We start from the raw sequence: 24,475 nt of genomic DNA, 5'->3' as shown, positions 1-24,475 counted from the left end.
TTCCAAGGGTTGACGCAGCTTCCCCGCCGCGCCATTGAGCAGGGGGCTGTAAGCCAGACCGCGCCACCCAAATTAGCAGAAGCCAAACCAAAAATGCCCGTTCGCCTCGACCGCAGCAGCGCCGATTTTGACCAGCGATTCGCGGCCTTCCTCGCCGCCAAGCGCGAGGTCTCGGCCGATGTCGAGGCGGCCGCGCGCGCCATCGTCGACGACGTGGCCAAGCGCGGCGATGCCGCCCTGCTCGAGGCTACGGCGAAGTTCGACCGGCTGACGCTGGATGCATCCGGCCTTCGCGTCTCGGCCGCCGAGATCGAAGCCGCAAAAAAGGCCTGCGATGCCGCGACACTGGATGCGTTGAAACTCGCGGGCGATCGCATCGAGACCTATCATCGCCGTCAGCTGCCGAAGGATGAGCGCTTTACTGACCCGCTCGGCGTCGAGCTCGGCTGGCGCCATACCGCGATCGAATCCGCCGGCCTCTACGTCCCCGGCGGCACCGCGGCCTATCCATCCTCGGTGCTGATGAATGCGGTGCCGGCCAAGGTCGCGGGCGTGTCGCGCCTCGTGATGGTGGTGCCTTCGCCCGACGGTAAGCTCAATCCGCTGGTGCTGGCGGCCGCCTCGCTCGGTGGTGTCACCGAGATCTACCGCGTCGGCGGCGCGCAGGCTGTCGCTGCGCTCGCCTATGGCACCGCGACGATCTCGCCGGTCGCAAAGATCGTCGGCCCCGGCAATGCCTATGTCGCCGCCGCAAAACGGCTGGTGTTCGGCAAGGTCGGCATCGACATGATCGCCGGTCCCTCCGAGGTGCTGGTGATCGCCGACGACACCGGCAATGCGGACTGGATCGCCGCAGATCTGCTCGCGCAGGCCGAGCACGATGCCAGCGCGCAGTCGATCCTGATCACGGACTCCGCGCGGCTTGCCGCCGATGTCGAGAAGTCCGTCGAGGCGCAACTGAAGACCCTGCCGCGTGCCGACATCGCGGGCCGCTCCTGGGCCGATTTCGGTGCCGTCATCATGGTGAAGAACCTCACTGATGCCATTCCGCTCGCCGATGCGATCGCCGCCGAGCATCTCGAGATCATGACCAGCGATCCCGATGCGCTCGCCGCAAAAATCCGCAACGCCGGCGCTGTCTTCCTCGGCGCTCATACGCCCGAAGCAATCGGCGATTATGTCGGCGGCTCCAACCATGTGCTGCCGACCGCACGCTCGGCGCGATTCTCCTCGGGCCTCGGGGTCGCCGACTTCATGAAGCGTACCTCGATCCTGAAATGCGGCCCGGACCAGTTGCGTGCGCTGGGCCCGGCCGCGATGACGCTCGGACAAGCGGAGGGGCTGGATGCCCATTCGCGCTCGATTGGATTGCGCCTCAATCTGTCATGACCCAGCCGCCCGAACAGGACGACTCGACCAATCGCATCGTCGCGGTCACCCTCGACGAGGACTCCATCGGCCGTTCCGGACCCGACATCGAGCATGAGCGCGCGATCGCGATCTACGATCTGATCGAGCAGAATCTGTTCGCGCCCGATGGCGCCGACGGGAAGGGGCCGTTCACGCTGCATATCGGCATCAGCGGCAACCGGCTGATGTTCGACATCCGCCGCGAGGACGGCACGCCGGTGGTCGCGCATCTGTTGTCGCTGACGCCGTTCCGCAGAATCGTGAAGGACTATTTCATGATCTGCGACAGCTACTACCAGGCGATCCGCACCGCGACCCCGGACAAGATCGAAGCCATCGACATGGGGCGCCGCGGCATCCATGACGAGGGATCGCGCACGCTGCAGGAGCGGCTGAAGGGCAAGGTGCGGGTCGATTTCGAGACGTCGCGCCGCCTGTTCACGCTCATTACCGTCCTTCATTGGAAGGGCTGATCCCGGATGGCTGCGCCCCCACGCGCACGCGATCCGCAATCGGTGCTGTTCGCCTGCGCGATGAACAGCGTGCGCTCGCCGATGGCCGAGAGCCTGCTGCAGCACATGTTTCCGCAAGGCCTCTACGTGAAATCGGCCGGCGCCAGGAAAGGCGAGGTCGATCCGTTCGCAGTCGCCGTGATGGCCGAGCTCGGCCAGGACATCTCCGCCCACAAGCCTCAGACCTTCGAGGAACTCGAGGATTGGGAGGGGCTGAATTTCGACCTCATCATCACGCTCTCGCCGGAGGCGCACCACAAGGCGCTGGAGCTGACCCGCACGCTTGCGGCCGACGTCGAATACTGGCCGACGCAGGATCCCACCACCATCGAAGGCAGCCGCGACCAGAAGCTCGCAGCCTATCGCGAAGTCTGCGACCAGCTCCTGATGCGGATCCGCCGGCGTTTCGCCAAGGTCGGGGCTGCGAGCGGGTAGCATCGGGTGGGCGTAACACCCGCGTCACAGACTGAGGGCACACGCATGTCGGACACCTCGAATCAGCAAAGTCCGGGTTCCCGGGTTGTGAAATCAGCCCCCTTCCGATAGGTTCCGCGCGCAATTCACCCCCTGCCTCGTCTCCCAAAAATCACCTGATGCTCGGCCGCCCCAAATTCGTTCTTGCCTCCGGTTCGCCGCGGCGCCTGTCGCTGCTCAACCAGGCCGGCATCGACCCGGACGCGCTCCGGCCGGCTGACGTCGACGAGACGCCGAGACGGGGTGAGCTGCCGCGGGCCTGTGCCAATCGCCTCGCAAGGGCCAAGGCAGACGCTGCGTTGAAATCGGTGCAGCTCGACGACGAGCTGCGCGGCGCCTTCATCCTGTCGGCCGATACCGTGGTGGCGGTCGGCCGCCGTATCCTGCCCAAGGCCAATCTCGTGGACGAGGCCGCGCAGTGCCTGCGGCTGCTGTCGGGCCGCAACCACCGCGTCTACACTGCGATCTGCCTGGTGACGCCGCGCGAGGCGTTCCGGCAGCGCCTGGTCGAGACGCGTGTCCGTTTCAAGCGCCTCTCGGAGGACGACATCCAGGCCTATATCGGCTCCGGCGAATGGCGCGGCAAAGCCGGCGGCTACGCCGTGCAGGGCATAGCCGGCTCGTTCGTGGTGAAGATGGTGGGCTCCTACACCAACGTGGTCGGCCTGCCGCTCTACGAGACCACGACGCTGCTCGGCGGCGAAGGCTTTCCGATCCGCTTCGGCTGGCTCAATGCCACGGCCGTATAAGCGCGGCCCGACAAAAATCTCGAAAACAACCCCATGCACAGTAGAATCGGCCGGTGCGACGCATGCGCGTCTGTCGCAGGAACCCGTTTGCCGAGAGGCGCTTGAGCCTCGTCACCTGGTGTAGACTGCCGCCATCATGGACGACCAAGTCAAAAAGCCCGCCGCGCCCCTGAAAACCTGCCCGATCTGCGGCAAGCCGCAGGCGCAGGCCACCCGTCCGTTCTGCTCGTCGCGCTGCCGCGATGTCGATCTGAACCGCTGGCTGAAAGGCTCCTACGTCATTCCCGGCCGGGACGACGACGTGGATGACGTCGAATAATAAAGTAATATCAAATGCTTGCTTGCGCGGCCGGCGCCCCCCGCGTCCGCCGCGGCACCCCTGCTCCACCTTGTGCACAGCCGGGCCGCGCCCGGCGAAGCCGATGGCGAAGCGTGGGTAGACAGGCCGCTGTGAGCCCACTATAAACCGCCCGCTCGATGGGCTTTGGCCCCTCTCGTGGAGCACGCCCAGGTAGCTCAGTTGGTAGAGCATGCGACTGAAAATCGCAGTGTCGGTGGTTCGATTCCGCCCCTGGGCACCAAACTACGCTTTTCCACGCTGAAGCACGATCTTTTGCGATTGCGTTCGCGAGACGGGCGCGGAACGCAGGCGCTCCCGGCTGCTTCTCGCGGCGGAGTGAGTGCCGGCCTAGCCGGGCGCTACTTGCATGAGCTGCCTGGCGTCCGCGCGGCCGTTGACGCGACGAGGCCCGGCCGGCGTTTCAAATACTTGGCTTGAACTCGCCTACAGCTTCCTTTGAATGCATCTTCCTTGAGCCTTCCTTGGGATTGCGTTCCTGGGCGGCTCGATCGGCCGACGACGACCACAGATGCTGGGCGGCATAGGCGCGCCACGGACGCCACGCTTCTGAGCGGGCTAACAAGTCTGTTGGAGTAGGGCGACGCCCGGTCGAATCCTCCATCGCGCGCATCAAGCCGATATCTGCGGCAGGGAACGCATCTGGCTCGCGGAGCTCGCGCATCGCAATGTACTGAGCCGTCCATTCGCCGACGCCAGCAAGCGATCGGAGCTGCACGATCGCTTCGTCGAGACTTCGGCGCGCCCCAAAGATCTTTGGGTCGGCCACCACTGCAGCGGCAAGGGCTGCCAACGCAGCAATCCGCTTCCTTGGCATTCCAAGATGCGAAAGGTCAGCTTCCGCAACTCGCTTCGGACGCGGAAACACGTGCGTCAGCTCCGGGAAATCGGCATGCCGCGTCTTCAGCGGCCTGCCGTGGGCCGCCACAAGCTTTCCTGCAAGCGTAATCCCGGCGCTCACTGTTACCTGTTGGCCAAGCAGGGCCCGCACGGCGAGTTCAAAGCCATCCCAAGCGCCTGGCACACGTAACCCCGGCCGCGCCTTGACCAGCGCCGCAAGCGCAGGGTCTCTCGCGAGATGCGACTCGATAGCCGCGGGATCGGCGGCCAAATCAAACACGCGCCGCAAACGCGCGATGATAGCGGGAAGCGCCGACAGTTTCGGGAACCTGACCGTCGCCTCAAGCGCATCCTGACCGATGGGCCGGACCACGATTATGCCCTGCACTCCATCAAGCTCAATCGCGCGGGCATATGCGTCTCCCTTGACCGTCTCAATCCCAGGAATGCTCCGGAGCCGCAGGAACCCCATCATTGCTGGCCAATCGTACGGCGGACGATAGCGCAGACGAATCGTCACGCTGCCGGCGGCATCCGAAGATACATCGGCCGCCTTGCTTCGACGCAACGCGCTCGGCGCGCGGCCATACAATTGCTGGAACGTTTGATTAAACCGGCGCACGCTGGCGAACCCCGACGCAAGCGCCACTTCCGTCATCGGCAGGCTGGTTTCGTGGATCAATTGCTTCGCCAGCAACACACGGCGCGTTTGAGCTACAGTTATCGGAGAGGCTCCCAGGTGCCGGCGAAACAGGCGCCGGAGCTGACGTTCACCGACCCCGAGACGATCGGCAAGGCCGACGACGTCCCCGTCATCCATAGCCCCTCCCTCGATAAGCGAAAGGGCGCGCGACACCGTGCTGGATGTTCCCTGCCACGCGGCGAGATCCGGAGCTGCCTCGGGCCGACATCGAAGGCATGGGCGAAAACCTGCCTCGTGCGCGGAAGCGGCCGTTGAATAGAATGTTACGTTTTCTTTCCTGGGAACACGTGCCGGACAGATCGGCCGGCAATAGATGCCGGTCGTCTTAACGCCGATGAAGAGCCGGCCATCAAACCGAACGTCCCTGGTCGAGATCGCCCGGTAGCAGGCGTCATGGTTAAGATCCATGAGACTCTATCTCATATCGCGCCAGCAAAGTCTGGCAGTTTCCGGACTCTATCGCCTCTCCCGGATCTTTCGACGACCAGGTCCGATTCCTGCGAGAAATGCAGCGAGGCTGCGTCCTATGTTTCTGGCCATCCGTTTGTCACCGACGGCGGCGTTGTCGCCCAATAGGCGGAGCCGTCCAAACTCGAGACAGGAAATGCCGGCACCACTGGAAAGGCGCGAGGGGAGTCCGTTGGCCAGGAAGACAAAAAACGGTTCGACCGTCCTCATCCTTCGCGTTGAGGGGGTGCCGACCGTCCTGGGTGACATGCTCGTTGTGACCGACGAGCATGGCGCGTTGCGCGCCCTTGATTGGCTCAATTTCGAGGACCGCATGCACCGCCTTCTGCGCTTGCATTACGGCGCCGGTGGTTTTCGTCTTGTCAAAACCAGTGACCAATCCACCGCCCGCCAGACCTTGGATCGGTATTTCGCCGGCGATGTCGGAGCTATCGACGAGATCCCCGTTGAGACCGGTGGAACGCCGTTTCAGCGAGAAGTGTGGTCGGCTCTTCGCAAGATTCCTGCCGGGAGAACGACAAGCTATGGATTGCTTGCCACGACGATCGATCGCCCGAAGGCCATTCGCGCCGTCGGCATGGCAAATGGTTCAAACCCTGTTGGCATCGTCGTTCCCTGCCATCGGGTGATCGGTAAGGACTCGTCGCTGACCGGATACGGCGGCGGGCTCGAGCGCAAGCGCTGGCTGCTTGAGCATGAAGGCGTGCTGTTGCCAACCCAACCGGCCGCGCTTTGATCCTGGTGCTTATTACTCCGATTTTTCCGCTGGCCGATAGGCCTTCTTTTCGAAAGAAACTACGATGGCAACATTCAAGCACAACGACTTGACCTTCTGGTACACGGAGGAGGGCGCCGGCGAACCGCTGGTTCTGATCCCCGGCGTGACAGGCGACGAGCGGCTCTGGAGGCGCGTTCTGCCAAAGCTCTCCGCCACACGCAGGGTCATCTCGTTCGACAATCGGGATGCCGGCAAGAGCAGCGTTTGTGAGGCGTCCGGCTACGGACCCGCCGACATGGCCGGCGACGTCCTGGCATTGTTTGATCATCTCGGCCTCAAGAAGGCCCATGTGATCGGACACTCGCTGGGAGGACAGATCGCACAAGAGCTAGCGCTGAGCGCGCCGGACCGCGTCAATGGCCTCATCCTTGCGAACACATGGTCCAAGGGCGATGGTGAGCTCGACGCTCTACTGACCGTGCGCGAAGCCTTCAGCCGAGAGCTTTCGGACGAAACGTTTGCCACCCAGAGCATCTACTTCAATTTCGGACCCTCCTTCTTTCGTAAGACGCCGATCGCCAAGATCGTCGAAGTCTTTATCGCCTCCGGCCCGCGGCCGCCACGGGAGGCGGTTCGGCGCCAAATTGCAGCCGCTAGGAAGGCCGACACGCTCGGGCGCCTCGGCGCGATCCGGTCTCCCACGCTCGTCATCTGGGGCGATGAAGACCGCGATTTCCCGAAGCTTCACGCTGAACAGCTAACCGCCGGAATACCCGGGGCAAGGCAAACATGCATGTTCGGAAGCGGCCATTGCCCGATGATCGACAAAGCTGATGATTTCGCCGACGCAGTTTTGGCGTTTCTCGACGAAGTTGGGACGGTCTCGCGGGCACCAGCGGGGGCGGTAACGCGGAGATAATGGCCGTGCCATACAAGCTGATTGGCGCTGATGGCCGCACTTATCTTAGCGCCACGCCCGGCCTGCTCGGAGGACATCGGCGGCTCAAAGGCTGTGGAAGGCTCGATTGCCGAAGCCCGCTTCGATGGATCGCGCGTGGACTCTACACGCGCCATCGCGTGTTCTTCGCCGATGAAGCGACCGCCATCGCTGCCGGCTACCGGCTTTGTGCGAGATGCCTGCCAGAACGCTACGAGCTGTGTCGCAACGACCGCGCCGAATGGGCGAGGACTGATTCGGCAGCCCGCAAAGCCCGAGAATCCAGCAAGTGAACGATTTTCATTTCCGAAAGGGAGCTTCATATGAGCACCACCGCAGCAGCCGAGCTTCGACACCAATTTGTGGAAGTGGATGGGGCACGCCTGCACTACGTCATCGCCGGTTCCGGCCCGCTTATGCTGTTTGTGCACGGCTTCCCTCAGCATTGGTACGCCTTCCGCCATCAGATCGCCGAGTTCGCCAAGGATTACACGGTTGTGGCTGTTGATCTGCGAGGCGTGAACCTGTCATCGCGACCCAAGAATCTCAGGGACAACGGGGTTTGGGTTGCGGCGGATGACATGAAATGCCTTGTTCAGCATTTGGGCTTCTCCACCTGCATTCTAGTTGGTCATGATTGGGGTACTGCCGTCGGGTATTCGTTCGCCCTGCATCATCGAGAGATGCTCGACCGCCTCGTGGTCATGTCAGGTTCGCACCCTGCAACATTCGATCGCGAACTTCACTACAACGAAAGCCAGATTGCCGGTGGCAAGCACTGGCTAAGGCTGCGCCGGCCGGATAGCGCGACAAAACTTGCGGCAAACGATTTCGAAGCGTTGAAGCGCACCTTTGCCGAGCATCCCTTCTTTACGAAGGAGGACCTTGAAACTTACCTAGCTGCGTGGCGTCAGCCGGGCGCCATCGAGGGGATGGTTGCCTGGTATCACGCGGAAGGGTGGGGGCCCACCGAAGGACTGTCACCGGCCCACGGCAACTATGTTCACGAAGTATCTCCGCAAACCATAACCGTGCCGACCCTCGTCATCTACGGCGACCGGGACAAGTTCCTTGCGAACCAGAATTATGATGGGCTCGACAAGTATGTATCCGATCTAACGATCCGTCGGATCGAAGGTGGAAGTCACTGGATCCTCGATGAGCATCCGACACTCACCAATCGCTATATTCGCGAGTTCATGGACCGCACGCAATCGCAAGACCAGGCTGCCCAATAACTGTTGGCCCTATAGGATAGCGGCGCCCTTCATGGTGAATGGTCCGAGAAAGGCAAGGAGGCGTGTTGAGCCCCCGCGATGCTTTTTGGAGGTCCAGAGCTCCTCGACACACTTCGCTCGCACGGTTTCGCCCATGACCTTGGTCTCGCGAGCGGAGGAGCTCTTCGGGCGAAGCCATGGACGTAGAAGTTCTTGAGGCGTTAGGTACGATAGACGCGGAGATCGCTTGTGGATCACGGTAAGGCGCCCGAAAGCGGAGCCGAAAAGTTCAGCCAACTGATCTGGTCTTGGCATACACAGAGCCCGTTGGCATCCTTGGTCGATTGCCCGGAAAAATCAACGGAAGCTCGCGAATTTCGGCACGCAGATGAACCCCGAGATTAGTTGGGATCAACCGCGTCTCTTCGCCAGCCTGGCCAGGGGGGCGCACAAGCGGCGGCAGCTCCCACGATTGTGGGCTTCGCATTGCAGTGAACCTTCGCCACGATGCCAAGTGCTCACGCCACCATACTAAGGACAAACAGCGGTTCGTCGTGTCGGTGGTTGCGTATGAGTCCCTCCCTGGGCGCCATTTCCCCCGATGGCACTGTCTCAATGCGCCCTTGATTGAGACGCAGCAGCGTCTTTGTCTTCAGCATCGCAGCCTCGAAATTCACCCGCGCGTTAACCGTTCGAATTGGCTCAGGATGCTGGTGTCGGTGATCTTGTCGTCGTTGGCCAGCATCGCGGCCTTTGACAGGATGATCGACAGCATATTGTCGCCCTCGAACGGCAGGCGCACGTCAACCGCGCCCGTGGACGTCGGAACGATGCAGAGATAGCGGTCGGCCGGCTCCATCAGGATATTGCCGGAGCCGAGATGGATCTTGTAGGCGTGCAGCTTGCCCTCGACGCGCAGGAACTTGCCGTCGATGATGCGTGAGACCTTGCCGAGCGCCAGGCTCGGCAGAAGCGCCGCCAGTAATGCAAGACGCGTCTCCGCCATCGTGTTGAGATCGCCGAAAGCCTGTGTCCGCCAATAGTCGGCGCCGATCGTGCGGCGCCATTGGTTGGGATGTTCGGCATCTCGGCCGCCATCGGCCCAGTTGGGATCGTTCGCCACTGAGGCCACGCCGACGAACAGGTCGCAATGGCGCATCACCTCCGATAGCGCGAGCGGCGGGACGTCGGCGATGTCGACGACTGCTCCGCGCTGCGGTCCGCGAGCGGAGGCGACCGCGGCTTCGGCGGGGTTGGCGATCCGATAGATGCGAAGCTGATCGGTCGTCAGATAGAGATAGGCCTGCGAATCCGTGACCTCGGGATCATCGCCGCCGGCACCCTCGGTCCAGAATTCGGCGACAAGGCCCTGCCGCGGCAGCACGATATGGGTTGGCTGGTCATTGGGCGTGTCGGCCCAGATCCGGTGCGTCACCATCCAGCCGTTGAGGCGCGCCAGCGCCATCAGCTGGTGCTGCTTGACGATGTGCCCGGCAAAACGGTTCGAATAGGCGCCGGTGCGCCGTTCGGCGTCGGTGACGAGATAGACTTCCCGGTGCGCCTGCTTGAACGGCTGCACGATGTCGAGCGCGCTGAGCTTTGCCCGCCAGGACATCACCTCGTCGACCGTGCAATCGATCGGATGCCAGAGCGTGATCTCGGCGCCGTCGAGCGAAACCGGGTTGTTGCCGAGGTCGCTCATGCCGCCGTCCGACCAAAGGGCGGCGACGCGCTCCGCGCCATGATGCACGTTCCAGATCAGCCGGCGGCTCAGCGCGCCGACCAGCGGATGCTGCGCGTAGCGTTGTCGCCAGATCTCGGCGGGCCAGCGGCGGTCATCGAGCCAGAGGCGTTGCAGGCGTTGCGGCTGCACCGATAGATCGGCCTCGATCTCCTTGACCAGCGCCTTGACCGACTTGATAGCGTCCTTGTGCGTCTTGAGTGCGGCCGGAACCGATTTGGATATCTTCCCGTTGGCCGCGCGCCACGTCACGTCGACGGAGGCCGTCCCAGTGATTGACACAAGCGCGGCGCCGTCGCCGACGGCGATCTCCGTGGTGCCGTGCGCATCAAGGTCATGCGTCGGAATCGACAGCTCGTCGAGCTCGCCGCGGGTGATGCCCGCCTTGGCCGCCGCCTCGTTCAGCGCGGCCTCGATGCGCTTCTTCACCTTGGGATATTTTACGCGTGAGAGCAGGCGGGCGAGATAGCGCACGCCGCCGCCCTCCGGCAGATGGATCAGAGCCCACAGGCAGGCGTTGCCGAGGCGCTCATCGCGCATGCCGACACCGGGATTGCTTTGGAAGCACACATTTTGGGCGTGCCGCGTCAGGATCGGTCCGACGGCCTCGGCCGGCCAGCTGGCCGACAGGTAGACCGCGGCGCGCGCCAGCACGCTCGACGACCCCGGCATCTCCAGCACCGCGTTGAGAAGATCGAGCTTCTGTTGCGACGAAAGGCCTGCAAGCGTCGGGTGAGCCGTCTGCAGCCATTTGCCCGACGGGCTGCTCTTTCCCTCCAGCTCGAATGCGCGGACATGCAGCGCCTTCCACGGCGCGCGCAGCTCCTGCGGAATTTCCATCATCCTGCGCATGCGTTCGAGCAATGCTCCGATCTCGGCGTCGCCGACAAACCACCGGGCGAGGTCATCGAACGGGTTGAGAGCATTGATCACGGCCGCCATGGCTTGAGCCGCCGATGATTTTCCTTCGGCCGCGGGCTGAGGTTGCGGTCCCTGAAGGCAACGCTCCGCATAGGCGATGTCTTCAAGCGAGAATTTTCGGAAGTCGGACAGATCGCCGTAATGGCTCCAGAGGCCCCTCAACACGCCGGACTTGCGCGTGTCGGGCGCGAAGGTCGGGCGCGGAGGCGACGGTTCTTCCCCAGCCTGTTCGGCGTCAGTGTTGTCCAGTGCGGCCGTGAGGCGGCGTGCGGCCTGGGCGGAAATAGATGCCTTACCGCCAAAAGCCCAGAAATCGGTCGCGGCCCAGGCAAGACATGCGCGGGCGGCCTCTCTGGTTCGCGGCGAGGCTTCGGCATTCATCGTCGCAATCGCAATGTTGATGACGCGCAGGTCCGCCAGGACCTTCGCACTTGGCATGACCTTGAGCAGTGTGGCCGCTGCCGCATCGCTCGCCGCGATCTTGGTTTTCAGAAGCTGACGCGCCAAGTCGGAAAATGGACCAAAACCGTCGCAGCTAACGAAGCCAATGCTCGCGAAGTCCTGATACTCGCCATAAGCAGGGAATTGGTCAACTTGACCTGCCTCCAGCATCACCCTCCGGCGGTGCGCCTCGGCCATCATGCCGAGGACTTCTCCCTTTGCGAGTGGGGAGAGAGCCGATATCTCCGCCACGAGAGAATTCCGCACCTCTTCGGGGCTCCTCTGACAGAGCGCCTCGATCAGGGCCTTGAGCGGTGGATTTGTCCCCTCGCAAATATAGACGACGGCCAAACGCGCAGTATCTTTGGCCCGCTCCCGGCGCGTCGCCAAAGCGCTCTCAGAGAAAGTGCGACCGAGCCGCAGACACAAGGGCTCAAGGTCGCGGATCGCGTTTGCATAGCGATGGGGCTCCCATGCAAAGCCATCGATCAAGTCGGCGACGTCGGCGAGCGCCCGTCGCTGGGCCTCGCTCATCGGCTCCGGCGTCAAGCGGGCGAGCATCCTGGCAACGTACAGGGGGTCCATTCGGGCGGATCTGGTCGCTGGCACCGGCGCGCTGATGCGGGCGGCGCGCGCCAGAACGGCGGCCGTCCGATCGTCGAGTTGCGGTTTCATGTCCTCGATCGCAGCCACGGCATAACCAAGCAAATTGTCCCACAACTGGGCTTTGTTCGTTTGAAGCGTTTCGGGCCATGTCAGGTCGAGATGGGTGACGGTCGCCGAGATCTGCGCCGCACGCCCGAGCAACTGCAACCTGTCGGCCTCGGAGAGCTCGCGGGCGATCCGCGACGCCCGGGGGAAGTCGATCATAAAGGGCGGTCGCTCCCCGTCGAGGCACTCGTCCAGGAAGCTGTCGAGCGCTGCCACGCCCGACTTGCGCAAATCTGCGAGGAGCGCGTCCATGTCGATGCGCGAGCGAGGTGTGTCCGGAGACCAATCCTCGAGCGTCCGCACGATCGGCTTCAGCAAATCCAGCAGGGCCATGAATGATCATCCTTCAAATACATGTCGGGAGACTGTCACGCCCTTGAACGATTGAGGCGTGCGCATCGTCGCGGCTACCAAATCGAACCCGTCAGAATGCGATATTCGTCGTTTGAAATGCGGTTGGTCGCGATCAGATGGCGCACGCGCCGGGCATATTCCTCGGACATCATGAGCTTGGTGTCCTCTGGCAGTTGCTCGGCCCAAGCCTCCTCACCTTCGTAGATCAGCATCGGGATTTCGGCATATCGGCCGCCGGTCGGCTTGCAAGAGTCGGCGGCGCGTGCCTCGAGCTCAGCCAGGCTGTTCCAATTCGCGATCCTCTCGTCGACCCGGCTATTGAAGTCGGCTCGTGCCTTCAATCGAAGCTCTTCCGCCGTGTGGGTTCGCCAACCCAACTCGCCCATGATGTCGTGAATTTCGCGCGTGTGACGGCGGATGTCGGCCTCCGGAATGCCAACCGTGGTCGCGCCGAATTTGTAATCCGTATATATTTCACCGCGATCGCGGACGCCCGCGATCATCGCCGCGATGCTGCCGCTCAACGCCGGGAGCTCGTCGCGATCCCCGACATTGAACCATTCGAGTTGGCTCAGCAGGAGGAATGCGACGCGCGCGCAATCCGGGTCTGCGACCGCCGCACGGAATCGCGGCGACGTCGCCAGGAGCTTCTCCTGCCGGGTCGCTTCTGGGTCCGCGTCGGGATCGTATTTCGGTTTTGCCCGGGGATCGTCGATGAGCGCGACATCGTCAGCCTTGATCTCGAAGCGTCCCCAGATCCAGCCGTCTCCGGAATCGTGGGGGCGTCTCGGCTGGGAAGTCTCGATACGCTTGCCCGTGGCGGTCAGAACGTTCTGGGCCAGGCAGAGATGGCAAGTCCCGCCCGACCCGTAAGTCGACCAGAGGATCGTCGCGCGGCCATGTCGTGTCCGGCAAAAATTGGTGCCGTCGGGAATGCCAGCGAGAACGGGCTGTCCGGTGCGTGGATCGAAAGCTGCTAGGGGTTGGTGCTTTCCGCGATGCCACCACGCACTCAGGCGCGTTCTGAGCTGCGAAATCCTGTTTGAAACAGAATGTTGCGTCGAAAACCATGCGCTTTGCACGCGCGCAACGACCCCCCGCGCCGGCGCGAAATAGACGAAGCGGTCGTAGGGATATTGCGACATCCGTATCAGCCGCCGACCAGCGGCACGAGGCGGAGGAAAGTCACGGTGCTATCGTGCCCGACCGTCAAGACTTCATCGAGGTCGACGATCTGGTGGCCGTCGAGGATCATGAAGAAACCATTGCGCGCAAACGCCGCGAGTGCGACCGCGATCAAGGGCTCGCTCTCGATCAGGTCGAGATGGGTGCCCGGACCATAGACGTCGCGAGGCCCGTTCAGGGCTCGCTCGACCGGACCCGGCGTGACCAGCCATCCGTTGGGAGCATCACGCTCGGCGATTTTCCCGTCAAGGCGCGCGCGTTCGACCGCATTGTGCAAGGCCACGTCCGCCTCGATGCGGCAGCGGATCAGCTCGCGCGCGGTCATCCGTTCGGTCGGCAACTCAAGCCGGTGGCGCAACTCGGGCTCGGCGCCCGGCCGCCGCTCGTCATAAACTTCCAACACCGCAGTCATGCGTCACACTCCCTGCGAGCCTACGCCGGGAGGATGCCCCGCGGGGATTACGATTCTGAAAATACGGCTCGTAGCAATTGCGGTAGCATTGCAACTATTTGCAGGGGCGGCTCTCCATTGGCGTGTCAGCGCGTGGATTCCGATCGTAATTTCAATGAGATACAGGTCCGCAATCTTATGCTGAATGGGATCATGACCCTCTCAGCTGCGCTTGGTGAGGCAAGTTCTCCTCATAGCGAAGCAGAGAAGCTTGCCCGGCGAAGTCACTTTGGCGGGGACGGGCTGCCCTGGATCGCCTCCCGCAGCGCTGGTTTGCCACCTGACACTCACCCGATTATCCTTAGGTTGTAGCGTCTGCACTTGAGTTGCCGAGCGGCTCTTCGACGGCAATGGTTCGCCAGCACATGAATCGCGGACAGGATGGAAGCCACCGCACTTGACCTCGGCCTGCGCGGCGCAGTTGCGGGCCTTTTCCTGATGATCGTGGTCGTTACCCTGGGGCGTGTTCGCCCGCTGGATACGATCAAATGGCTCAGTGTGGCCATGGCCGCCTCGGGCGCGCTCTATGCAATCGTGACCGCACCGTTCGTGCCGAAGCTGGCGGTCTTGTGGATCATGCCGGTCCTCGGCGCCAATCCGGTGCTTGTCTGGTTATGGGCGCGTGCGAGTTTCGACGACGATTTCGTGGTGCGGCGCTGGCATGGCGCCCTGTGGCTGGCCGTCGTCGGCGTCTGGTTCTCGGTGATCTACACATGGACGACATGGCCGATGTTCGCCAAGGCAGGCGTTCGATCGATGTCGATCCTGGCGATTATTTTGGCACTCTCCGCGGCCGTGCAGACGGTGAGGACGTGGAAAACCGACCTTGTCGCCGGCCGGCGCCGGCTGCGGCTCGCGGTTCTGATTCTGTCGCTTCTCATTGTGGTCTTGCTCTCGGTCCCGGAGCTGACGTCGATCTCGGCCAAGAGCTTCGGCATGTCCGGCAGCTTGGCCACCGCCGCCGGCCTGCTGGCGATCGCGGCACTGGCCGGATGGGGACTGTTCCATCCGCCGCCGGCTATTCCCGCCGTGGTCGCGCTGGCAGCGGCCACCGCGTCCGAAAACGCAAATCGCGCGGCTCCGGTCAAAACGGCCGATGGCGGCCGGGATGCCGCGGCGTCGCTGCTGTTGCGCCGGCTCGACAATTTGATGACGGTCGAACGGGTCTATCGGCAGGAAGGCCTCACCATCGGCGCGCTCGCGGCCAAGCTCGACTTGCCGGAATACCGTCTCCGCCAGGCCATCAACGAGGGCCTCGGCTATCGCAACTTCAATGCCTTTCTCAATCGTTATCGCCTCGATGAGGCCAAGGCGGCATTGTCCGATCCGAGCCAACGGGATGTCGCCGTGCTGACGATCGCCATGGATGCCGGTTTCCAGTCGATCGGACCGTTCAATCGTGCGTTCAAGGCCGAAAGCGGCCTGACACCGACCGAATTCCGTCGCGACGCACTTGCCCGGTCGGCAGCCATCGCATTGGAAAACGACGGAAACTTCAGAATCGGCCAATCCCGTTGAAAATCGGCTAGCCGAATTCTGTATCGGGCGAGAGAGAGCGTGCCGGACCGGGCAAGCTCTAACGATGGATGACAGGACGCGATCGCTACGCTCGCTCACGATCGAACGGTCCCCGTCGACCGGGCCTTCGTCACGGCCGCAACGATGGCTGCTTCCGGCCATCGGCGGGCTGATCGTCCTGGTCGCCCTGGGAGGCGGTGCGGTGCTTTGGCTCGGCGGCCCGATCCAGTCGGCGCAGACACCGTCCGTCGAGGGGCCGTCTCCTCAGGTCGTGCGATCCGATAATGCGCTTCAGAAGAGCGTGGCGCTTGCGCCGAGCAGCACGAGCAGCCTGATCGCGTCCGGCTATGTCGTCGCGCGCCGCAAGGCCACCATCGCGGCCGAGGTTACCGGCAAGGTGGTCGATCTCCTGGTCGACGAGGGCATGGTGGTGCAGGCAGGCCAGGTTCTCGCCAGGCTCGACGATGTCTTGGCCGACAAGGACTACGCGCTGGCGCAGGCGCGCGCCGAGGCTTCCGAAGCGGCCATGGCCGCGATTGCCGCCGACCTGGCCGATGCCGAGCGAATCCTCAATCGAACCCAGACGCTGTCGGGGAAGAATTATGCCACCGAAGCCGATCTGACCAAGTCGCAGGCGAGAGCCGGCGTGCTGCGGGCCCAGCTCCACCAGGCGGAGGCCCAACTCGCGGCGGCGCGACTCGAAGCCCAGCGCTCCGGCGAGGTGCTCGGCAAGCACCGGATCCGCGCACCGTTCGCCGGCGTCGTGGTCGACCGCAGCGCGCAACCCGGCGAGATGATCTCGCCACTGTCGGCCGGTGGCGGCTTCACCCGCACCGGCATCTGCACCATTGTCGACATGGATTCGATCGAGATCGAGGTTGACGTCAACGAGGCCTCGATCGGCCGCCTGCATGCCGGCACCCGCGTCGAAGCCGTGCTCGATGCTTATCCGGACTGGCGCATCCCGGGCGCCGTCATCGCAATCGTGCCAACCGCCAATCGCGAGAAGGCGACCGTCAAGGTCCGCGTCGGCATGGATGTGAAAGATGCGCGCATTCTGCCGGACATGGCGATCAAGGTGACATTCCAGGAAGACGGCGCGCCCGCGGCGGCGCGGTCCGATCCCCCCTAAGCACGCGGGAGCAAGACCCATGTTATCGCCAACCGACCCGATGATCGATATCGTCGATCTGTGCAAGCGGTTCACCAAGGGGAAGGAGACGATCACCATCTTCGATGGTCTCAACCTTGCCATTCCACGCGGCGATTTCGTCGCCGTGATGGGACCGTCGGGATCCGGCAAGACCACCCTGCTCAACCTGCTTGGCGGCATCGACCGCTCCGACACAGGCGGGATCGAGGTCGCCGGTGAGCGCCTTGACCGCCTGTCCGAGAGCGAGCTTTCGCGCTGGCGGGCGTCCCATATCGGCTTCATCTTCCAGTTCTACAATCTGATGCCGATGCTGACCGCGGCGCAGAATGTCGAATTGCCGCTGCTGCTGACCCGGCTCGGCCGCAAGGAGCGGCGCGAGCGGGTCGAGACGGCGCTCGGCGTGGTCGGGCTCGCCGATCGGGTCAAGCACTATCCCAAGGAGATGTCGGGCGGGCAGCAGCAGCGCGTCGCCATCGCGCGCGCCATCGTCTCCGATCCGGCGCTGCTGTTGTGCGACGAGCCGACCGGAGATCTCGACCGCACAACCGCCGACGAGGTCCTGTCGATCCTGCAAGTGCTCAACCGCGATCTCGGCAAAACCATCGTGATGGTGACCCATGACCCGGCGGCGGCGCAATACGCCAAGCGATCGCTGCATCTCGACAAGGGCCACTTCATCGAGAAGGAGCTCGCGGCGTGAACGATTTGGTCCTGATCCGCAAGAATCTGTTCCGCCGGAAATTGCGAGCCGTCCTGATGATGGTCTCGATCCTGATCGCGTTTGCGATCTTCGCCGTGCTGGCGAGCTTCGAGCGCGCCTTCAACGCCGGCCAGGACCGCGCCACGCCCGACCGCCTGGTGGTCCTCAACAAGATCAACTTCACCCAGCCCCTGCCGATCTCCTACTACAATCGCGTCGCGGCTATCGATGGCGTCGCCCAGATCACCCACTTCAGCTGGTTCGGAGGCTATTATCAGGAGCCCAGGAACTTCATCGCTGCCTTTGCTGTCGATCCGGAGAACTGGATGAAGCTTCGCGACAGCGACTTCGTGTTTCCACCCGAGGTCCGCGCGGCCTTCATCCGCGAGCGCACCGGCGTGCTGGTCGGGGCGCGTATGATGGAGAAATGGGGCTGGAAGATCGGTGATCACATTCCGATCTCGAGCAGCATCTGGTCCCAAAAGAACGGCTCGCACGCCTGGGACTTCATCATCGTCGGCAGCTTCACCGCCCGCATTCCGCAGGCCGACACCAACGTCATGCTGATGGGCTACGATTATTTCAACGAGACCCGCTCGTTTGGCAAGGACCTGATCAACTGGCTGGCGCTGCGCACCACGTCGGTGGCCGCGAACGAGCGCGTGACCGACGCCATCGACGGGATGTTTGCCAATTCTCCCTATGAGACGACGACCGACAGCGAGAAGGCCTTCAACAAGGCGTTCGCCGCCCAGCTCGGGAACGTCGCGCTGATCGTCGAGCTGGTGGTCGGGGCGGCCTTCGTGACGATCCTGATGATCGTCGGCAACACCATGGTGATGACGGTGCGCGAGCGCACACGCGAGATCGGGGTGCTGAAGACGCTGGGCTTTCCCGGTGGCCGTATCCTGCGCCTGGTGCTCGGCGAATCGATCCTGCTGGCGTTGCTCGGCGGGCTGCCCGGCCTCTGCGTCGCGCTGCTTCTGATCACCAGGGTGCGAGATAGCCTGATGAGCTTCGTTCCCACGTTGTCGCTATATCCGGATATCGCAGCGGCGGCGGTGGGACTGATGGTCGTGTTCGGTATCATCACCGGTCTGGTACCGGCGCTCAATGCGATGCGCCTCAATATCGTCACTGCGCTCGGACGGAGCTGACCCGATGCGCTCGATTATCCTGCAGATCCTGGCGGTCACCACCATCAATCTCAAGAGCCTGCCGCAGCGCCTGTGGCTGTCGCTGGCGACGGTGATCGCGGTCGGTCTCGTCGTCACCGTGCTCTTGGCGTTTCTCTCCATGGCCAATGGATTCCGGCGCACCATCGCGGATTCCGGCGCGGAGGATATCGCCGTTGTGTTGCGCAGCGGCGCGGTTTCGGAGATCAACAGCGTCGTCCTGCGCGATCAGGTCCGGTTGATCGAGGACGGTCCGGGCATCGCCAAAGCCGCCGACGGCAAGCCGCAGACCTCGGGCGAGCTCTATCTGACGGTCAATGGAATCAAGCGCAGCACGATGACCAAGGCGAGCCTGCCGCTGCGGGGTCTTGGCCCGCAGGGCCCGGCGCTGCGTCGTGGCGTCGTCATGACCGCTGGCCGGATGTTCAATCCGGGCAGCAACGAGATCATCGTCGGCCGGGCGCTGGGCAAGGAATTCGAGGGTTTCGAGCTCGACCAGACGGTGACCTTCAACAATACGCGGTGGACGGTGGTCGGAATCTTCGCCGCTGACGGCAGCGTGTTCGAATCGGAGATCTGGGCCGATCTGCCGGTGCTGCAGAGCCTGTTCAAGCGCGCCGGCGCCGTCCAGACCGTCCGCGCGCGGCTATCGAGCCCCGCGGCGATCGAGACGCTGCGTGCGTACAGCGACAACGATCCGCGACTCAAGCTCGACGTGATGTCGGAGGCCGCCTACTTCGCCCAGCAGGCGTCGAATACCTCGGACCTGATTCAGAAGCTCGGCTGGCCACTGGCGATCGCGATGGCGTTCGGCTCGCTCGCCGGCGCGCTCAACACGATGTACTCTTCGGTCGCGGCGCGCGCGACCGAGATCGCGACCTTGCGCGCCATCGGGTTCGGCGGCTTTTCGGCGTTCGTCGGCACGCTGGTCGAGTCGCTGATCCTCGCTGCGATCGGGGGCGTGATCGGGGCCGCGGCCACTTTCTTGATTTTTGACGGCTTCACCGCCTCGACCATGGGCGGAAGCTTCAGCCAGGTCGTGTTCAACTTCCAGCTCAGCCCACGCCTCATCGGCCAGGGCCTGTTGCTCGCGCTTGCGGTCGGCCTGTTCGGCGGACTGTTTCCCGCCCTCCGCGCCGCCCGCATGCCGATTGTCGCCGGGCTCTATGGCTGATCGCCCGCGGCGTTTGCTGCGGGCGCAGGTGACTTGCATCGTTTGCCCCTCGCTGAACTGCGCTGGCTTGTTCGCATCTGGCATAAGTTGAGCGCAGCGGGCGCCGCGTGTGAAGCGATCCCAGCCTCCCTCCAGCCCCCACCGAATTTCCTTCATTCAATCTCGCCCGCCCCGCGAGAGGAACAGTTAACGATCTTCAATAGCCGAGCCTTAAGCGTCCGAGCCTAGGTTTGGCGGCGCAGGGTTCGACGCAGCCGGATCGTGCAGCTGTTGTCGCCGGCTCATGGCGCGGAGGACGTCATGGTCTGGATCGTCTTAGGGGTTAGCGGGCTTCTGGCGCTGATCGCTGTCGCGATACCGCAGTTGATAGTTTTCGGCCTGGCGCTTCTGATCATTCCCGGCCTCGTTCTCTGGGCCGCGCCCACCGTGTTCCTCTATACGGCGACGTTTGCGATCGTGCGCCGCTATCTGCCCGTCCCTTTCCCGCGCGCTGCCAATCTCATTGCGGGCGTCATGACGCTCGGCCTCGGCGTCGTCGTAACGTTGCCGATGGCACTGTCCGGGCGGCACGCCTTCCATCAGGCGACACAGGGGGACGTGGTCCCGTCCGATCGCGTCGTCATTGCCGGGGACGTTCTCCTCGACAGCGACAGGACACCGACCGAAGGCAGCGAGCTCAATTGGCGCGTGCCGTGCTATGCGCTGTGCGCCTCATTGCTGGATACGCCCGGCGTGACCTCGGTCACGCTCACCGGCACGAATGAGCGCGGCGATGCGGTGAAGCCGATCAGCTATCGCCTGGTGCCCAAGAGCGAAGCCGGCTCCAATGATGTGGCTCCGAAAAAGCCCGAGCTGATCCTGCAATACCTGCCGGAGAAGCGGGTCATTGGTGCTCCCGAGGTCATCATCGCGGCGCGCAAGGCGCGGGAGAATGCAGTCATCTCCCACTGGGCTCTGCGGCTTGCAAGCGACGTCACGCTGTCCATCGTTCCGTCGCCTCCGCATCACGATCTGACGATCAAGATGACGTCCGCGATCGGCCGGGACGCCCATGGGGTCGGCCTCAAGCAACTGGATTTGCGCGACCGCGGTGGACGCGTGCTGCTGCGCCGTGAATACGCGACGGCCGACGTCGTCGTGGCGCCGCTGCTTCTAACGCCTTCCGACATGCTCACCCGCTCTGGCTGGGAACTGGCGCGGACCACGCTGCAAGCCGGTAACGGCTTCGCCGGCGTCCAGCCGATCAAGGTGCTGTTCGATCAAACGACGCTGGCGCGGCCGCCCGAACCGCAAGATGCCACGGCCGTCGACCGCCGCGATGGCGTGACCGACATGCGCGACCGGGTCGCCGCGGCCCTGCGGCAACCCGATCCTCAGGTGGACCTCGCGCTCGCGCCCCGCTGGCTTGCGACGCTCGACTGGTTTTCCATGAAAGACGGCGATTACGAACTGCTTGGCAAGGTGATTGCCGACACCAGGGTGACCGATCTGCGGCCGCTGTTCGACAACGTCCGCGCTCCCGTGCGGCCGGAGCTTCGCGGCGCCATCATCGCGCGATTGATCAATCCCGCGACGCCTCCTGAGCTGCGCAGCAGTCTCGATGGTCTGGTGCGCAAGATGGCCCCTGGCACGTTTGCGGTGCCCACAGCCGACGAGATTGCGCTGTTGCGCGACCAGTCGATGCGACTGAATCTGCCCCATCTGATCGAGCGCCTGTCCGATCAGGGCCAGGCAGCCGTACCGGAACTGGTGCGTATCCTTCAGGCGGATGTGCAGGTCGAGCCGTGGCAGAGGCGGCGACACGTCGTCGAGGCCGTGTGCCGTGCGTTCATTCGGCTGGGGCCTGATGCCGCCGGTGCGCTGCCTGATGTCATCGCATTGTTCGATCAACCGCGTCGGCCGCTCGGCGGCGATGTGAGTCACATGTCCTGGTGGGGCGTCGCCATGGTTCGCATGGGTCGCGCGATCGACGAGGTACCGTTTCCGCCGAAGTCTACCCCTCAGGACATCGCCCAAGGCCGGTCCTTCATCGTGCAGGCCGCGGAGCGCGCTCACAATCGTCCCGAATGGGACCGGGACAGCGACAAGTGCGTGAGGTGAGCAGTCCCGTGGCCGCGAAGTCCTACCCCAGCCTCTTCCGCTGGCTCAGATACCGCAGCGCGAGCTTGATGAAATTGTGGACCACCATCGACGTCTCGTCCTCCCTGAACACCAGGAACACGTCGGCCGCGGGCGGTGAGGGCCGGATCGGACGAAACACGATATCGGCCGTCGTAAAACGCGCGATCGACTGCGGCACGAGCGCGACGCCGAAGCCGGCCGCGATCAAGCTCGGGATCGACTGCGCGTCCACGACTTGCTGGGACACCTTCGGCAGGAAGCCGGCATCGACGCAGCAGGTCTGCACATAGCGCGCGAAATCGGAGCTGTTGGGGTCCAGGATGACGTGATCCTCCGACGCCAACTCACCGAGGGCGATGCGCTTGCGTTGCGCCAGCCGGTGCGAGCGGGACACCGCGAGGACGACCTCTTCCCGCCATGCCAGCTTGCTGGTCAGGTCGCGTTCACCGGGAATGCCGCGAATGAGCGAGATGTTGGTCGTGCGGTTGAGCAGGGCCGCGATCTGCAGCGCTGGCGCCTGCTCATGTACCGTCATCCTGACCAGGGGCGCGACCTGCCGGTAGGCCGCAAGCAACTCCGCCAGACGACCGCGCAGAATGGAGCCGGTCGCGCCAAGGTCCAACGTTCCGATCAGGCCGGCGCCGATCGACCGTACCTCGTCTTCAGCGGACTTGACCTGTTGCAGGATCGCGCGCCCCCGCAGCAGCATCGCTTCACCGGCCTGCGTCAGCTCGACCTTGCGGCTCGTTCTGTAGAGCAGCTGGGTGCCCAGCTCCGCCTCGAGGGCCTGGATATGCTGGCTGAGCGGCGGCTGCGAAAGGTGCAGCCGCCGGGCGGCGAGGGTGAAGCTGCGCTCCTCGGCCACCGCAATGAAGTATCTGACCTGGCGAAGGTCCATAGGGAAAACCTATCAATCGTGTCGTTCTATATATTGGACTTGATGTCGCACCTGGTCAACGAATGACCGATGGAGCCCTTCTTCCGTCGTGCAAGCGGCGGATGGCTCCGGACGCAGCGGCGCCATGTCGCCGCCAACGACAAGAAATGGCGAAAGGCTCAAAGCCGACCAAGCCAGACAGACACAAGCCCCAGCGAGCGAGGAAAACCATGCCCAGGATCTTCAAGTCACTCTTCTTCCAGGTCGTCGTCGCACTCGCGCTCGGCATTGCCCTCGGCATGGCCTATCCGGGCACAGCATTGCAGATGAAGCCGCTCGGTGACGGCTTCATCAAGCTCATCAAGATGCTGGTGCCCGTAATCGTGTTCTGCGTCGTGGTGCAGGGAATTTCAGCGGCCGGGGACCTGTCGAAGGTCGGAAGGGTCGGCATCCGCGCGCTGCTCTATTTCGAGATCGTCACCACCGTCGCCCTGATGTTCGGCATTGCGCTGGCCTATTATTTCCAGCCCGGCGCCGGCATGAACATCGATCCCAGCACGCTGGATGCCAAGGCGCTCAGCGGATTCAGCCAGACCGCGGCCCAGGTCGCCGGCGGCGGCGTCTCCGAGTTCCTGATGAAGCTGATTCCCGGCACGATCGTGGGCGCCTTCAGCTCCGGCGACGTCCTGCAGGTGCTGATCGTCTCGATCATGTTCGGCTGCGCCGTGTCATTGTGCGGCGAGCGCGCAAAGCCGGTCGTCGATTTCATCGAGCGCGTCAACGAGATCATCTTCAAGATGATGAATTTCGTGGTCCGGCTCGCCCCGATCGGCGTCTTCGGTGCGATCGCGTTCACCGTCGGGAAGTACGGCATCGGTTCGCTCAAGCAGCTCGGCGGCCTCGTCGGCCTGTTCTACCTGGCCGTCATCCTCTTCGTGGTGGTCGTTCTCGGCGCGATCATGCGCCTGTCCGGCTTCAGCCTGTTCAAGCTGCTGGCCTATCTGCGCGAGGAACTAATGATCGTGCTCGGCACCGCCGCGGGCGACAGCGTGCTGCCGCAGACCATGCGCAAGCTCGAACTGCTCGGGATCAAGCGATCGACGGTCGGCCTCGTCATCCCGACCGGGTATTCGTTCAACCTGGATGCGTTCTCGATCTACCTGACCCTGGCGGCGGTCTTCATTGCACAGGCGACCAATACCCCGCTTGCCATGGGAGACCTGCTGGCGATCCTCGGCGTCGCGCTGCTCACCTCCAAGGGGGCTCACGGCGTCCCGGGCTCGGCCATTGTCGTCCTCGCCGCGACGCTGTCGGCTATACCGGCCATCCCAGCGATCGGGCTGGTGCTGATCTTGTCGGTGGACTGGTTCATTGGTATCGCTCGCGCGCTCGGCAATTATGTCGGAAACTGCGTTGCGACGGTCGTCGTCGCCTCATGGGAAGGCGACCTTGATCGCGCGAAGGCCCGTCGTATCCTGGATGGCGAGATGGTTCCTTCAGGCGAATCTCTGCAGGCCGATGCCGCGGGTGCGGATGCTCCCGTCGCGGGTTTGCAGACGCTTTGAAC

20 protein-coding genes and 1 tRNA gene are annotated in these 24,475 nt (G+C 63.6%); 16 read left to right on the top strand and 5 right to left on the bottom strand.

All coding sequences use genetic code 11. The annotated features are described in order from the left end of the window. The first annotated feature begins 93 nt into the window (after positions 1-93). The 6 genes from hisD (at position 94) to JQ587_RS20300 (ending at position 3,726) form a co-directional block, all read left to right on the top strand. Positions 94-1,389: a histidinol dehydrogenase gene (gene hisD / locus JQ587_RS20325; protein WP_212426407.1), complete on the top strand. Its 1,296-nt coding sequence runs from the start codon at positions 94-96 to the stop codon at positions 1,387-1,389. Next, positions 1,386-1,883, top strand: coding sequence for a UPF0262 family protein (locus JQ587_RS20320; protein WP_212298552.1), 498 nt, complete (start codon positions 1,386-1,388; stop codon positions 1,881-1,883). Before hisD ends, JQ587_RS20320 begins: the two co-directional genes overlap by 4 nt. A gap of 6 nt (positions 1,884-1,889) precedes the next feature. After that, complete coding sequence (locus JQ587_RS20315; protein WP_212298551.1) at positions 1,890-2,357, top strand: arsenate-mycothiol transferase ArsC; 468 nt, start codon at positions 1,890-1,892, stop codon at positions 2,355-2,357. A 158-nt stretch (positions 2,358-2,515) separates the two neighbouring features. Then, positions 2,516-3,145 carry a Maf-like protein gene (locus JQ587_RS20310; RefSeq protein WP_188098821.1) on the top strand — a complete coding sequence of 210 codons (630 nt, stop codon included), beginning with the start codon at positions 2,516-2,518 and terminating at the stop codon, positions 3,143-3,145. Between the two features lie 136 nt (positions 3,146-3,281). Then, positions 3,282-3,464, top strand: coding sequence for a DNA gyrase inhibitor YacG (gene yacG / locus JQ587_RS20305; RefSeq protein WP_212298550.1), 183 nt, complete (start codon positions 3,282-3,284; stop codon positions 3,462-3,464). A gap of 186 nt (positions 3,465-3,650) precedes the next feature. Then, positions 3,651-3,726: transfer RNA gene (locus JQ587_RS20300), tRNA-Phe, on the top strand. Positions 3,727-3,906: 180 nt separating this feature from the next. Here the strand turns inward: JQ587_RS20300 and JQ587_RS37040 are convergent. Further along, entirely contained in the window at positions 3,907-5,454 is a 1,548-nt protein-coding gene (locus JQ587_RS37040; RefSeq protein WP_349629516.1) for an AlkA N-terminal domain-containing protein, read from the bottom strand. Positions 5,455-5,761: 307 nt separating this feature from the next. Here JQ587_RS37040 and JQ587_RS20290 point away from each other — a divergent pair, with 307 nt between their 5' ends. From JQ587_RS20290 to JQ587_RS20275, 3 genes are all read left to right on the top strand, one after another. Then, entirely contained in the window at positions 5,762-6,250 is a 489-nt protein-coding gene (locus JQ587_RS20290; RefSeq protein WP_249154416.1) for a methylated-DNA--[protein]-cysteine S-methyltransferase, read from the top strand. A 64-nt stretch (positions 6,251-6,314) separates the two neighbouring features. Then, positions 6,315-7,151, top strand: coding sequence for an alpha/beta fold hydrolase (locus JQ587_RS20285; RefSeq protein WP_212426405.1), 837 nt, complete (start codon positions 6,315-6,317; stop codon positions 7,149-7,151). Between the two features lie 341 nt (positions 7,152-7,492). Then, entirely contained in the window at positions 7,493-8,407 is a 915-nt protein-coding gene (locus tag JQ587_RS20275; RefSeq protein WP_212426403.1) for an alpha/beta fold hydrolase, read from the top strand. Between the two features lie 652 nt (positions 8,408-9,059). Here the strand turns inward: JQ587_RS20275 and JQ587_RS20270 are convergent. The 3 genes from JQ587_RS20270 to JQ587_RS20260 all read right to left on the bottom strand — a co-directional run bounded on the left by JQ587_RS20270 (position 9,060) and on the right by JQ587_RS20260 (position 14,151). Beyond that, positions 9,060-12,533, bottom strand: a complete 3,474-nt coding sequence (locus JQ587_RS20270; protein ID WP_212426402.1) for a DUF4132 domain-containing protein — start codon at positions 12,531-12,533, stop codon at positions 9,060-9,062. 74 nt (positions 12,534-12,607) lie between these two features. After that, positions 12,608-13,699, bottom strand: coding sequence for a hypothetical protein (locus tag JQ587_RS20265; RefSeq protein WP_212426401.1), 1,092 nt, complete (start codon positions 13,697-13,699; stop codon positions 12,608-12,610). 5 nt (positions 13,700-13,704) lie between these two features. Beyond that, a complete protein-coding gene (locus JQ587_RS20260; protein WP_212426400.1) occupies positions 13,705-14,151 on the bottom strand; it encodes a hypothetical protein in 447 nt (148 codons plus the stop codon). A 420-nt stretch (positions 14,152-14,571) separates the two neighbouring features. Here JQ587_RS20260 and JQ587_RS20255 point away from each other — a divergent pair, with 420 nt between their 5' ends. The 6 genes from JQ587_RS20255 (at position 14,572) to JQ587_RS20230 (ending at position 22,010) form a co-directional block, all read left to right on the top strand. Further along, a complete protein-coding gene (locus JQ587_RS20255) occupies positions 14,572-15,708 on the top strand; it encodes a helix-turn-helix domain-containing protein (protein WP_212426399.1) in 1,137 nt (378 codons plus the stop codon). A 64-nt stretch (positions 15,709-15,772) separates the two neighbouring features. Then, complete coding sequence (locus JQ587_RS20250; protein ID WP_212426398.1) at positions 15,773-16,840, top strand: efflux RND transporter periplasmic adaptor subunit; 1,068 nt, start codon at positions 15,773-15,775, stop codon at positions 16,838-16,840. A gap of 19 nt (positions 16,841-16,859) precedes the next feature. Beyond that, positions 16,860-17,561: an ABC transporter ATP-binding protein gene (locus tag JQ587_RS20245; RefSeq protein ID WP_212298533.1), complete on the top strand. Its 702-nt coding sequence runs from the start codon at positions 16,860-16,862 to the stop codon at positions 17,559-17,561. Continuing rightward, positions 17,558-18,718, top strand: a complete 1,161-nt coding sequence (locus tag JQ587_RS20240; RefSeq protein WP_212426397.1) for an ABC transporter permease — start codon at positions 17,558-17,560, stop codon at positions 18,716-18,718. Before JQ587_RS20245 ends, JQ587_RS20240 begins: the two co-directional genes overlap by 4 nt. A gap of 4 nt (positions 18,719-18,722) precedes the next feature. Then, positions 18,723-19,910, top strand: coding sequence for an ABC transporter permease (locus JQ587_RS20235; RefSeq protein ID WP_212426396.1), 1,188 nt, complete (start codon positions 18,723-18,725; stop codon positions 19,908-19,910). A gap of 513 nt (positions 19,911-20,423) precedes the next feature. Next, positions 20,424-22,010 (top strand): hypothetical protein, encoded by a 1,587-nt coding sequence (locus tag JQ587_RS20230; RefSeq protein ID WP_212426395.1) that lies wholly within the window; start codon positions 20,424-20,426, stop codon positions 22,008-22,010. Between the two features lie 22 nt (positions 22,011-22,032). Here the strand turns inward: JQ587_RS20230 and JQ587_RS20225 are convergent, their stop codons facing one another. Continuing rightward, a complete protein-coding gene (locus JQ587_RS20225) occupies positions 22,033-22,929 on the bottom strand; it encodes a LysR substrate-binding domain-containing protein (RefSeq protein WP_212426394.1) in 897 nt (298 codons plus the stop codon). A gap of 209 nt (positions 22,930-23,138) precedes the next feature. Between JQ587_RS20225 and JQ587_RS20220 the strand changes: the two genes are divergently transcribed. Continuing rightward, positions 23,139-24,473 (top strand): C4-dicarboxylate transporter DctA, encoded by a 1,335-nt coding sequence (locus JQ587_RS20220; RefSeq protein ID WP_212426393.1) that lies wholly within the window; start codon positions 23,139-23,141, stop codon positions 24,471-24,473. Positions 24,474-24,475: the final 2 nt, after the last annotated feature.

It is taken from the genome of Bradyrhizobium manausense (assembly GCF_018130615.1).
Lineage (GTDB): Bacteria > Pseudomonadota > Alphaproteobacteria > Rhizobiales > Xanthobacteraceae > Bradyrhizobium > Bradyrhizobium manausense_A.
The sequence above is the reverse complement of the archived record's forward strand: the minus strand, read 5'-3'. Positions and strand labels throughout refer to the sequence as shown.